Below are 12,189 nucleotides of genomic sequence, written 5' to 3' on the forward strand. Positions count from 1 at the left end.
ACCCGACCGGAGTCCGATCCGCGAGAAGACGTCGCTGCCGACCACAGGACGCTGCGGGGGTCTCGAGGCTCGGCGCTAGCGCGCCTCACGCCTCGACCGACGCGGTCTGCCGCGGGTCAGCGGTCGTAGGTGTAGAAGCCACGACCGGTCTTGCGGCCCAGCAGCCCGGCGTCGACCATCCGCGCCAGCAGCGGCGGGGCGGCGTACAGCGGCTCCTTGAACTCCTCGTACAACGACTCCGCCACCGCCTTGGTGGTGTCCAGGCCGATCAGGTCGGCCAACGCCAGCGGACCCTGGGGGTGTGCCGCGCCCAGCACCAGACCACGGTCGATGTCCTCGGCCGTGGCGAAGCCCGACTCGAGCATCCGGATCGCCGACAGGATGAACGGGATCAGCAGGGCGTTGACGACGAACCCCGCGCGGTCCTGGCAGTCGATCGCCTTCTTGGCCAGCGACCCCTCCACCCATTCCCGCGAACGGGCCGTGGTCTCGGTCGAGGTCAGCAGCGACGGCACCAGCTCGACCAGCTGCAGCACCGGCACCGGGTTGAAGAAGTGGATGCCGATGACCTGCTGCGGGCGGCTCGTCACCACGCCCAGCTTCATGATCGGGATCGAGGAGGTGTTGGAGGCCAGGATCGCGTCCGGCGAGGTCACGATGTCGTCCAGCGCCTTGAACAGCGCCACCTTCGCGGCCTCGTTCTCCACGATCGCCTCGACCACCACGTCGCGGTCGGCCACCGCGCCCAGGTCGGTCTCGACCCGGATCCGGCCGAGCACCTGCTCGGCGGTCGTCCCGCCGGCACCGTCGAGCTTGCCCTTGCTCTCGGCACGGCTCAGCGACTTCTCCAACCGACCCAGTGCAGCCTTGGCCGCCTCCTCGGAGGACTCCACGACCACCACGTCGAGACCGGCCCGCGCCGACACCTCCGCGATGCCCGCACCCATCAGTCCGCCGCCGATCACACCCACGTTGTCCATGCCGCCACGATGTCACGGCGCCTGCCGTGTGACGATCGCGCGGTGCCGTACTTCGACCGGATCGCCGACGACGTCTTCACCCCGACCGCGCACGTCGGCGGCGCCTGGAACCTCGAGGAGCAGCACGTCGGCCCGTCGTTCGGACTGCTGTGCCACCTGGTGGAGCGCGACCACGCCGACCGCCGCGGGCCGCAGGACCGGCTCGACGTCACCCGGCTCTCCTACGACATCCTCGGCACGCTGGCGATGGACCGGTTCGAGGTCGCCGTCCGCGTGCTCCGCGCGGGTCGCACCATCGAGCTCGTCGAGGCGACCCTCACCCAGGGCGGCCGGGCCGCCGTCGTGCTGCGGGCCTGGCTCGTCGTGCCCGGCGACACGGCGTCGTACGCCGGCACCGGCCTGGCCGACCTCGCCGCCCCCGACACGATGCCGGCCTGGGACCCGACCACGGTGTGGGCCGGCGGGTTCATCGCCTCGGTCCGGGTACGCCGACAGCAGCAGGCACCGGGGCGGGCGGCGTACTGGGTGCGGACCGACGTCCCCCTGCTCGACGAGCCGGTCGGGCCGACCGCCGCGGCGGCCGGGCTCGTCGACATCGCCAACGGGATGACGGTGCGCGCCGACCCGGGCGCGGTCACCTTCCCCAACCTCGACCTCACCGCCCACCTGGTCCGGCCGCCCCGGCCGGGGTGGCTGGGCTTCGACACGAGCGTGACGTTCGGGGCCACGGGGCACGGCCTGACCAGCACCACGCTGCACGACGAGGCCGGACCGATCGGGACCCTGGCCCAGGTGCTCACCGTGCGCCCGCGCACCCCCGTCGTACCGTCGAGTCCATGAGCCGCACCATGAGGAAGCGCACCCTGGGCCACCCCGAGACCGGCCTCGAGGTCTCCGCGATCGGCCTCGGCTGCATGGGCATGAGCCACGGCTTCGGCCCGGCGAGCGACGTCGGCGAGATGACGACGGTGATCCGCGACGCCGTCGAGCTGGGCGTCACGCTGTTCGACACCGCCGAGGTCTACGGCCCGTTCACCAACGAGGAGCTGGTCGGCAAGGCGCTCGCGCCGGTCCGCGACCAGGTCGTCATCGCCACCAAGTTCGGCTTCGCCTTCGCCGACGACGGCACGCAGCGCGAGGGGGTCGACAGCCGCCGCGACCACATCCGCACCGCCGTCGACGGGTCGCTGCGCCGGCTGGGCGTCGACCACATCGACCTGCTCTACCAGCACCGCGTCGACCCGGCCGTGCCCATCGAGGAGGTCGCCGGCACCGTCAAGGAGCTGATCGAGGCCGGCAAGGTCACCCACTTCGGGCTGTCCGAGGCCGGCGCCGGCACGATCCGCCGGGCGCACGCCGTGCAGCCGGTCACCGCGCTGCAGAGCGAGTACTCCCTGTGGTGGCGCGACCTCGAGAGCGAGATCATCCCGACGCTCGACGAGCTCGGCATCGGGCTGGTGCCGTTCAGCCCGCTGGGCCGCGGCTTCCTCACCGGCGCGATCACCAGCAGCACCGCCTTCGACAGCACCGACATCCGCACCTCGATGCCCCGGTTCACCCCCGAGGCGCTGGCCGCCAACCAGGCCGTCGTCGACCTGTTGCAGCGCATCGCCGCCGCCAAGGACGGCACCCCGGGCCAGGTGGCCCTCGCCTGGCTGCTCGCCCAGCAGCCGTGGATCGTCCCGATCCCCGGCACCCGGCGTACGTCGCGGGTCCGGGAGAACCTCGGCGGCGCCGACCTCGAGCTCACCGCCGACGACCTCGCCGAGATCGAGACGGCCATCGCCGCCGTCGAGGTGCAGGGCCACCGCTACCCGGACGCGATGGAGCGGATGATCGATCGCTGAGGCGCCCACTAGGGCGTGTCTCTCAATCAGGGGTGGATGCCAGCGACGTCCAGGTCGTGCGATGACGGTGTCCGCAGGTGCGACGGCATACTCGTCGTATTTCGAGCAGCTGCGGTGCCGTCAGCGTGCGGCCTGGGCGGCGTGTGGCGCCGCCCAGGATTGAGAGACACGCCCTAGGGTCGACACGTGTCCGACCTGACGATGTCCTCGTTCGTCTTCGAGGACCTGCCCACCGACGACGTCGAGGCCGCGGAGCGGCTGTGGGGCGGCCTGACCGACGACGTACGCCGCCTGCTCGACCTGGGCATCCGCAGCCGGGTCGACGCGGAGCGGGTGGCCAGGGCCCGGGCGCTGCTGCAGGAGGCGGCCGGCCTGCTCGCGCAGGACGCTCCCGCCGGGCCGGCCGGTGTCCACTACAACGCCCACGGCCGGTCGTGGAACTGGGGCAACACCGTGGTCGGGGTCCGCAACGCGTTCGCGCCGCCGGTGCGGCTCGAGTGGGGCGACGACGACGTCGTGCGCTCGGCGGTCGACCTCGGGGCGCCGTACGAGGGTCCGCCCGGCAGCGTCCACGGCGGCGTCTCGGCACTGCTGCTCGACCACCTGATGGGCGAGACGGCCAGCGCCGCCCACACGCGGCTCACGGTGACCGGCACTCTCACGCTGCGCTACGTACGGCCGCTGCCGCTGGGCCGGGTGCGGATGGAGGCGCGGGTCAGCGCGGAGGTCGAGCGCAAGATCACCGTCACCGCCACGATCCGGCCCGACGAGCCCGGCGCGGAGCCCGCGGTCGAGGCACAGGGCCTGTTCATCATCCCGCGCTGGGCCTACCAGCCCGCGGCGGACGACGGCCCGACCGGCATCGGCTCGCTCGACTAGCGGACGTGGCTGCGCGCGACGCGACCGCGTGCCAGCCCTTAGGATGTAAACCGCGAGGGTGGGCCCGCTTCGGACGGCTCATCGTGACGTGCGGTCACGCGGTTCGTTCGGACGGGAGGCCCCACGTGGAGGACACCCACCTCTACCGAGAGATCGTCTCCTCACTGACCGACGGGATCGTGGTCCTCGACCTCGATGGCACGATCCGCTTCGCCAACGCGAGCGCCGAGGAGCTGCTGGGCGCCAGCCCGCTCCGGGGGCGCCACTTCGACGAGTTCCTCGACCTGGCCGGGCGCCGCCACTCCCACCAGCACCTGACGCGCGCCGCCCGGGGCGAGCTCCTCGACGACGAGGTCGACACCATGCTGATCCGCCTCGACGGGTCGTCGCTGTGGGTGCGGCTGCGCCAGGCCGGACTGCGCGACGACGCCGGGGTGTCGGGGGTGATCCTGCGCCTGACCGACAACCACGAGACCCGGCGCCTGCTGGAGGAGGCGTTCGAGAGCCGGCGCGGCCTGATGCGCGCCGAGCGGATCGCCCGCAGCGGCAGCTGGACCTGGCACGTCGCCACACAGACCACGAGCCACTCCGAGGGCCTCGAGCAGCTCTACGGCGAGCACGTCACCGACCTGCTCTCCGCCGACCGCGAGCGGCTGCAGGCCCTGACCCACCCCGAGGACCACCTGCGCCTGTTCGAGGCGCTGGAGCAGCTCGGCAACGGGCGGCGCCCCCGGGTCGACCTCGAGCTGCGCCAGCGCGGACGGCACGGCTGGATGTGGGTGCGCCTGCGCGCCTGGGGCTCCTACGACCCGACCGGGGCGCTGGTCGAGGTGTCCGGCACCTACCAGGACATCACCCGGGCCCGCGACACCGAGGACCAGCTGCAGGACCTCGTCACCCAGAACTCCCTCATGAACGCCGTCGCCACCGCCGCCAACGAGGCCACCTCGCTCGACGACGTGCTCTCGCAGGCCGCGTCGATGGTCGTCCTGCACGACGACTGGGACCGGGCCCGCGCCTTCGTCCCGTCCCCCGACGGCAGCGGGCTGGTCGAGCACCCCGACTCCGGCGTGGTCGGGACCGACGGCGAGGACGCCGCCATCGACACGATCGAGCGGGCGACCGCCGACGAGTGCTACCGACTTGGCCACTCCGTATGGGACCCCGAGCGACGCCTGACGCTCGCCTCCCCGGTCCGGCTCGACGGCGAGATCCTCGCGGTGGTCGTGATCACCTCGCTCCCGCCGCTCTACCGCCACGACATGATCCAGCAGATGGTCGAGCAGTCGGCGGTGCTGATCTCGCGGGTCGCCGAGCGTGAAGGGTCCCGTCGCGAGCTGGCCGCGGCCCGGGACCGCGCCGTGGAGACCTCGCAGCACAAGTCCGACTTCCTGACGACGATGAGCCACGAGATCCGCACCCCGCTCAACGGCATCATCGGCCTCAACGAGCTCCTCGGCTCCACGAGCCTGTCCGAGCGCCAGCGCCACTTCGTCTCGGGCATCGCGCTCTCGAGCCGGGCCCTGCTCGACCTCCTCAACGACATCCTCGACTTCTCCAAGATCGAGGCCGGACGGCTCGAGGTCGAGGCGGTCGACTTCGAGGTCCGCGAGCTGCTCGCCGAGGTCGGCGACATGCTCGTCGACTCCACCCGGGGCCGCGACATCGTGCTGCGCGTCTCCAGCAGCGACGACGTGCCCGACCTGCTGTGCGGCGACCCGACCCGACTGCGGCAGGTGCTGCTCAACTTCGGCTCCAACGCCTTGAAGTTCACCACCGCCGGCTCGGTCAGCATCCGCGCGACCGCAGTACCCCGGCCCGACGACGCCGGCGTCGTGCTGCGCTTCGACGTGTCCGACACGGGCATGGGCATCACGGCCGAGCAGCGCGAGCACATCTTCGCCCCCTTCGCGCAGGCCGACGCCTCGACGACGCGACGCTTCGGCGGCACCGGCCTGGGCCTGGCGATCTGTGCCGAGATCGTGGCCGCGTTCGGTGGCGAGATCGGCGTCGACAGCGAGCCGGGTGCGGGCAGCACCTTCTGGTTCACCGCCCCCCTCGGCCCTGCGACCGGACGACCGGCGCAGGACGCCCTGGCCGAGGCCCGCCTCGCGCTGGGAGGCCTGCGGGTGCTCGTCGTCGACGACGACGACGACAACCGCACCCTCCTGCTCGAGCAGCTCGCGTGGTGGGACGTCGACGCGCAGGCGGTGCCGGCCGACGTGGGGTCCGACGTGGGGTCCGAGGTGGGGTCCGACGCGTCCTACGACGCGGTGCTGCTGGGGTCCGACCTGGCCGAGCCGACCGGGCACGCGCTCGCCGAGGCGGTCCGCCGCGGACACCATCCCGCCGGCCTTCCGGTCGTCCTCGTCACGTCGTCGTACGTCGCCGTCGACGACGAGCTGCGCCGCGCCGGCGTGGTGGCCTGCCTGGCCAGGCCGGTCTCCTCCGCGACCTTGCGCGACGCCCTGCTGCTCGTGCTCTCCGGCGAGCAGATCGTCGAGCTCGGAGCCGGTCTGTCGTCCACCGAGGTCGCGGGGGCCGGCGACCGCGGGCACGTCCTGGTCGTCGAGGACAACCACATCAACCAGCTCGTCGCCCGGGGCTTCCTCGAGGCGCAGGGGTTCGCCGTGATCACCGCCGACGACGGCCGCGCGGCGCTCGCGCTGCTCGAGCACCAGGAGGTCGACGTCGTCCTGATGGACGTGCAGATGCCGGGACTCGACGGCTACGAGACCACCCAGGCGCTGCGCCGCTGGGAGGCCGCCACCCACCGCGAGCGGCTGCCGGTGATCGCCCTCACCGCCGCGGCCGTCAGCGGCGAGCGTGAGCGCTGCCTGGCCGCCGGCATGGACGACTTCCTCACCAAGCCGGTGTCGTCGGCGGCGCTGCGCTCGGCGCTCACGCGCTGGGTCGGTCCCGACCTCGTACGACGGCCCGGCGGCCGCCCCGGAGGCCGCCCCCGGGCGCGGGGGCCGCTCAGTCCCCACCTCGACCTGGACCGGCTGGCCGAGCTCCTCGAGATGGGACCCGGCGCCGACGCCTACCTCGACCGCGCCATCGACAACTTCCTACGACGCCGACCCGACGTCATCGCGGGGCTCACGCGCGCTGTGGAGCAGGACGACGCGACGGCACTGCGCGCGGCCGCCCACTCCCTCAAGGGCAGCGCCAGCAACCTGGGCCTGCCGACGGTCGCCGCGATCGCCGGGCGGCTCGAGGGCCTCGGTGACCAGGGCACCACCCAGGGCGCGATGACCGCGGTCGCCGAGCTGGCCGCCGCACTGGCCGAGGCCGCGACGGTGCTGGTCGACTACCGGGCGTGGCGCGAGCAGACCGCCGACACGGCGCTCTGACCGCGACGTCGGCGTGCTGTCGTCGACTCGGCGGGTCGGCGCAGTTCGGCAGGCGGGCCTGCCCCTCTCAGATCGTGGCCAGGCTCGGTCGCTTGGGCGTGACACCGTCGCCGGTCGAGCGACCGGTGACCCGGCGCAGCAGCCACGGGCCGACGAAGGTCCTGGTCCACTCGAGCTGCGCCCGCAGACCGTCACCGCCCGCCGTCGTCTCGGGCAGGTCCCACGCCTCGACGTCGTGGACCACGTCCAGGGTGTCCAGCACGTGCATCGCGGCCCGGTGGTGCCCGAGGGGTGAGAGGTGGACCCGGTCGGCATCCCAGTAGCGCGGGTCCCGGGCCTCCCGGAGCCGCCAGTTGTCGACCAGCACCGCGTCGTGGGTGTCGACGACCTCGCGCAGGAGCTCGTTGAAGATCGCGATCCGTCCCCGCAGCGCACGGAACGGGCCGGAGGCCGCGGCACCGTGGGTGAAGAGCACCACCCGCGCCCCGCCCGCCGTCGCCCGAGCGACGGCCGCGTCGATCGCCTCGACGAGGGCATCGATGTCGACGGTCGCCCGGAGCAGGTCGTTGCCGGCGCCCTGGATCGTGAGCAGGTCCGGGTCGAGGGCCAGTGCCGGGTCGAGCTGCTCGTCGAGGATCTCGCCGACCCGACGCCCCCGGATCGCGAAGTTGGCGTAGCCGAAGTCCGCGCTCCGGGTCGCCAGCACCTCGGCGACCCGGTCCGCCCACCCCCTCAGCCCGTTGGGCCGGGTCGGGTCGGGGTCGCCGACACCCTCGGTCCACGAGTCTCCGATCGCCACGAATCGGCGGTAGGTCGGGCTCAGCGCCACCTCCGTCGGATCCGTCGGATCCGTCACCTGGGGTGCCGTGGCATCGACTCGGGTCACGCGCCGATCCTGCCACGCGGCCCGGCGCTCGGAGCAGGTCGGTGATGGTCCTGAGGCCTGCGTCATACCGGACGCCCGGGAGCATGCCGCCGTCGATCTCGATCGTGTTGGTAGCCTGCGCGAGCCAGTCGACCTCTCACCACGAGGGGTCAGGGAACCCGGTGGGAGTCCGGGACTGACGCGCAGCGGTATGGGTGACGGGCGGAGCACGTCGGGCGGGAGACCGCCGGACAGTCACTGGGTCGACAGACCCGGGAAGGCGCTCCGTGCCGGTCGATCCCGAGTCCGAAGACCTGCTGGCCCTCGCGACGTACGCCGTGAGGTCACGAAGGACGACGCGGACAGTCCCTGACCCACCGAGGACCTCGTGCCACCCGCCACCCCCTCCGGGCCCGCCTCCCCCCGTACCCGACGCGACCTGTGCCCCGGCGTGCTGCGCCCGTGGCCGGCCGACGACGGCGCCCTCGTCCGGCTCCGCCTGGTGGGCGGGCGCCTCCCCGGCGCCCGGCTGGCCGCGATCGGCGAGGTCGCCCGCCGCCACGGCGACGGCGACGTCCACCTGACCGGGCGGGCCAACCTGCAGCTGCGGGCGCTGCCCCTGGACGCCGACGGCGCCGCGCTGCGCCCCGACGTGGTCGAGGCCATCGCCGACACCGGGCTGCTGCCGACCCGCTCCCACGACATGGTGCGCAACGTGATGGTGTCCCCCTCGTCCGGTCTGGCCGGCGGTCGCGCCGACCTGCGGCGCGTCGCGGCGCACCTGGAGTCCCTGCTCGTCACCGACGAGACGCTCGCCGACCTGCCCGGGCGCTTCCTGTTCGTCCTCGACGACGGGCGCGGCGACCTGCTCCGCGACTGCGATCTCGGCCTGGTCGTCCTCGACGACGAGACCGCTCAGCTGCGGGTCGGTACGGCGTGGGGGCCCGTGGTCCCCCTCGCCGAGGCCGCCGGGGCCCTGCACGCCCTGGCCCGCGCCTTCGCCGCCGCCCGTGGCGAGGGCCCGACCGCGGCCTGGCACGTCGACGAGCTCGGCGTACCCCTGGTGGCGGCGCAGCCACCGGACCCGCGGCTGCCCGACCCGGCCCCGCCGCTGCCCTACGGACCGGTCCCCGGCGGCACCCACGTGGCCGCCCCGGACGGCGTCCTGTCCCCCGCCCTGGTCGCCGACCTCGCGGCCCGCGCGGCCCGAGGACCTGCCGACCTCGTCGTGACGCCGTGGCGCGGGGTGCTCGTCCCGTGAGCGCGCTGCAGCCGCCGCCGCGGCGCTACCCCTACGTCGCCGACGGCCCCGCCATCTACGTCGACTCCTTCGCCACGATCCGTGCCGAGGCCGACCTGTCGGGCCTGCCCGCGGGCGCCGAGAAGGTCGCCGTCCGGATGATCCACGGCAGCGGCCAGGTCGACCTGGTGCGCGACCTCGTCGTGCACCCCGACCTCGTCGACTCGGCGCGGACCGCGCTGGCCCTCGGCGCCCCGATCATCACCGACGCCCGGATGGTCGCCATGGGCGTCACCGCCGGGCGACTCCCGGCCGGCAACGAGGTCCACTGCTTCCTCACCGACGAGCGGGTGCCCGGGCTCGCGGCGGCGTGGAGCACGACCCGGACCGCGGCGGCCGTCTCGCTCTGGGAGCCCCTCCTCGAGGGTGCCGTCGTCGCCATCGGCAACGCTCCGACCGCCCTCTTCCACCTCCTCGAGATGCTCCTCGCCGGCGCACCCCGTCCGGCCGCGATCATCGGGTGCCCGGTCGGCTTCATCGGTGCCGCGGAGTCCAAGGACGCACTCGCGTCGTTCGCCGACGACCACGGCATCGACGTCCCGTTCGTCACCGTGCGCGGGCGACGCGGCGGGTCGGCGATGGCCTCGTCGGCCGTCAACGCCCTGGCCCAGGAGGCCGAGTGAGCAGCGGCGCGACCGGACGCTTCGCCTGCGTGGGCCTCGGCCCGGGCGACCCGGAGCTGATCACCCTCAAGGCGGCGCGGCTGATCGGGGCCGCCGACGTGGTCGCCTTCCACGCCGGCGTGCGCAAGCAGTCGCACGCCCGACGCATCGCCGCCGGCCTGTTCCCCGACCCGGTGATCGAGGAGGAGCTGCGCTACCCGGTGACCACCGGCAGCACCGACCACCCCGGCGGCTACGCCGGCGCCATGGCCGACTTCTACGAGCGGTCGGCGGAGCGGTTGGCCGCCCACCTCGAGGCCGGGCGCCACGTCGTGCTGCTCGCCGAGGGCGACCCGCTCTTCTACGGCTCGTCGATGTACATGCACGACCGCCTCGCCGAGCGGTTCGAGACCGAGGTCGTGCCGGGGGTCCCGGCCTTCGCCGCGGCCACCGCGGCCGCCGCGCTGCCGCTGGTGCGTCGTACCGACGTGCTCACGGTGCTGCCCGGCACGCTCCCCGAGGCCGAGCTCGCGCGGCGCCTGGCCGACACCGACGGGGCGGTCATCATGAAGCTGGGCCGCACCTTCCCCGCCGTACGACGTGCCCTGGCCGCGGCCGGACGACTCGATGACGCGGTCTACGTCGAGCGCGCGTCGCAGGAGGGCGAGCGCCGGCTCCCGGCGGCCGACGTCGATGCCGACTCGGTGCCCTACTTCTCGCTGATCGTGGTGCCCGGCGACTCCCGGCGCGCTCCTGCGGCCGAGGCGGACCCGCCCGCGGTCGAGGCGGTCGAGGCGGTCGCGGTAGGCGAGGTGCTGGTCGTCGGTCTCGGCCCCGGCCCGGACCGCTGGCTGACCCCCGAGGTCGACGAGGTGCTCGCCGAGGTCGACCACGTCGTCGGCTACGCGCCGTACGTCAACCGGGTGCCGCAGCGCGCCGGGCTGACCCGGCACGCCTCCGGCAACTCGGTCGAGGTCGACCGGGCCCGGCACGCCCTCGCGTTGGCCGCCGCCGGTGGTCGCGTGGCCGTCGTCTCCGGCGGCGACGCCGGGGTGTTCGGGATGGCGTCGGCCGTGCACGAGGTGGCCGACGAGTTCCCCGGGGTCCCGGTGCGGGTGCTGCCGGGCGTGAGCGCGGTGCAGGCCGTCGCCGCACGCGCAGGCGCCCCGATCGGCGGCGACTTCGCGGTCGTGAGCCTGTCCGACCGCCTCAAGCCCTGGACCGTGATCGAGCAGCGGCTGCGCGCGATCGCCGAGGCCGACCTGGTGCTCGCGATCTACAACCCGGCGTCGCGCTCGCGCACCGAGCAGGTCGTGCTGGCCCAGAAGCTGCTGCTCGAGGTGCTGCCCGCCGACCGCCCGGTCGTCGTCGGACGCGACGTGGGCCGGGCCGAGGAGTCCCTGACCGTGACCACGCTCGCCGACCTCGACGCCGCGTCGATCGACATGAAGTGCCTGCTGATCGTGGGGTCCTCGGGCACCACGGTCAGCGCGAGCGGCGCGGTGTGGACGAGCCGGTCCGTGCCGGGCTGAGGTCGCGTCGTCCCGCCGGCGAGCCAACCTCGTGGCCCCTATGCTGCCCCTTCCCGACCTTCGGGGGCACGACCGACGACGGGTGGCCGCATGGGTCTCTTCAAGGTGAGCAGGACTCCGCAGGCGCAGGCCGAGCGAGACGTGAGGATCGGGGCGCGGACCGGCCACCAGAGCCTGCCGGAGCTCACGGACCAGCTGCACGCAGCCGGGGATCTCGGCCTCGACCTGGACGAGGCCATGCGCAGCCCCGCCCAACGCCAGAAGGTCGACATCACCGCGTTGCTCAAGGCGCTGAACGTCGCCAACGAGACCGCCGAGCGTGCGCTGGCGGAGGTCATCACGCTGCGCAAGGAGCTCGAGGGCAGCTGACGTCCCTCCGCCTCAGCCCAGGTCGGCGATGAACGTCCCGTCGTAGTCGACCTCGACGGTGGCTTCGTGGCCTCCGACGTCGGCGCAGTCCCACGGCGGGGCGACGACGCCGTTGTCCAACCGAGGGTCGATGACCGGCGCATAGGTGCACCCCCAGCGGGCCCTGAGTCTCCGGGCGACCGTGGCGCGGTCGGCACTCGTGGTCGTCGTGACGGAGGGCCAGGGCTGCTTGTCGCAGTAGCCCGTGAGCTCGACCGCAGACGTGCGACCCGGCAGGTCCTTGCGCACGGCATCAGCCAGCTCGTTGGCCGCGTCGGTCGCCTCGTCGGTGCACTCGTTCAACATCGCGTCGACGGCGCCGGTCTTGACCAAGGCGTAGGCACCGCCTCCGAACACCAACGAGACAGCGATGACACAACCGAGGACGACACGGGTGGACCTGCGCACGACGACTCCTTC

At 73.5% G+C, this 12,189-nt stretch carries 11 protein-coding genes and 1 riboswitch; of the genes, 8 read left to right on the forward strand and 3 right to left on the reverse strand.

Annotated elements, in window-relative coordinates:
* Positions 1 to 116 precede the first annotated feature (116 nt).
* Positions 117 to 980 (reverse strand): 3-hydroxybutyryl-CoA dehydrogenase, encoded by an 864-nt coding sequence (locus FJQ56_RS08615; protein WP_140008945.1) that lies wholly within the window; start codon positions 978 to 980, stop codon positions 117 to 119.
* A gap of 42 nt (positions 981 to 1,022) precedes the next feature.
* Here FJQ56_RS08615 and FJQ56_RS08620 point away from each other — a divergent pair, with 42 nt between their 5' ends.
* The 4 genes from FJQ56_RS08620 (at position 1,023) to FJQ56_RS08635 (ending at position 7,062) form a co-directional block, all read left to right on the forward strand.
* On the forward strand, positions 1,023 to 1,820 hold the full coding sequence (locus tag FJQ56_RS08620) for a thioesterase family protein (RefSeq protein WP_140008947.1): 798 nt from the start codon (positions 1,023 to 1,025) through the stop codon (positions 1,818 to 1,820).
* An 8-nt stretch (positions 1,821 to 1,828) separates the two neighbouring features.
* Positions 1,829 to 2,827, forward strand: a complete 999-nt coding sequence (locus tag FJQ56_RS08625) for an aldo/keto reductase (RefSeq protein WP_140009775.1) — start codon at positions 1,829 to 1,831, stop codon at positions 2,825 to 2,827.
* 186 nt (positions 2,828 to 3,013) lie between these two features.
* Complete coding sequence (locus FJQ56_RS08630) at positions 3,014 to 3,706, forward strand: PaaI family thioesterase (protein WP_140008949.1); 693 nt, start codon at positions 3,014 to 3,016, stop codon at positions 3,704 to 3,706.
* 125 nt (positions 3,707 to 3,831) lie between these two features.
* Positions 3,832 to 7,062: a PAS domain-containing hybrid sensor histidine kinase/response regulator gene (locus tag FJQ56_RS08635; RefSeq protein WP_170215322.1), complete on the forward strand. Its 3,231-nt coding sequence runs from the start codon at positions 3,832 to 3,834 to the stop codon at positions 7,060 to 7,062.
* 67 nt (positions 7,063 to 7,129) lie between these two features.
* Here the strand turns inward: FJQ56_RS08635 and FJQ56_RS08640 are convergent, their stop codons facing one another.
* Entirely contained in the window at positions 7,130 to 7,861 is a 732-nt protein-coding gene (locus tag FJQ56_RS08640; protein WP_246084043.1) for an SGNH/GDSL hydrolase family protein, read from the reverse strand.
* 195 nt (positions 7,862 to 8,056) lie between these two features.
* Positions 8,057 to 8,263, forward strand: a riboswitch (cobalamin riboswitch).
* A gap of 52 nt (positions 8,264 to 8,315) precedes the next feature.
* Here FJQ56_RS08640 and FJQ56_RS08645 point away from each other — a divergent pair.
* The 4 genes from FJQ56_RS08645 (at position 8,316) to FJQ56_RS08660 (ending at position 11,730) form a co-directional block, all read left to right on the forward strand.
* Complete coding sequence (locus FJQ56_RS08645; RefSeq protein WP_140008955.1) at positions 8,316 to 9,188, forward strand: nitrite reductase; 873 nt, start codon at positions 8,316 to 8,318, stop codon at positions 9,186 to 9,188.
* On the forward strand, positions 9,185 to 9,850 hold the full coding sequence (locus FJQ56_RS08650) for a precorrin-8X methylmutase (RefSeq protein ID WP_140008957.1): 666 nt from the start codon (positions 9,185 to 9,187) through the stop codon (positions 9,848 to 9,850). Before FJQ56_RS08645 ends, FJQ56_RS08650 begins: the two co-directional genes overlap by 4 nt.
* Positions 9,847 to 11,361: a precorrin-2 C(20)-methyltransferase gene (locus tag FJQ56_RS08655; protein ID WP_140008959.1), complete on the forward strand. Its 1,515-nt coding sequence runs from the start codon at positions 9,847 to 9,849 to the stop codon at positions 11,359 to 11,361. The genes FJQ56_RS08650 and FJQ56_RS08655 overlap by 4 nt, the downstream gene beginning before the upstream one ends.
* Positions 11,362 to 11,451: 90 nt before the next feature.
* Entirely contained in the window at positions 11,452 to 11,730 is a 279-nt protein-coding gene (locus FJQ56_RS08660; protein WP_140008961.1) for a hypothetical protein, read from the forward strand.
* 12 nt (positions 11,731 to 11,742) lie between these two features.
* Here FJQ56_RS08660 and FJQ56_RS08665 read toward each other — a convergent pair whose 3' ends face one another.
* Positions 11,743 to 12,177, reverse strand: coding sequence for a hypothetical protein (locus tag FJQ56_RS08665; RefSeq protein ID WP_140008963.1), 435 nt, complete (start codon positions 12,175 to 12,177; stop codon positions 11,743 to 11,745).
* Between the last annotated feature and the right edge of the window lie 12 nt (positions 12,178 to 12,189).

Source organism: Nocardioides plantarum (genome assembly GCF_006346395.1).
In the GTDB taxonomy this organism is placed as follows: Bacteria; Actinomycetota; Actinomycetes; order Propionibacteriales; family Nocardioidaceae; genus Nocardioides; species Nocardioides plantarum.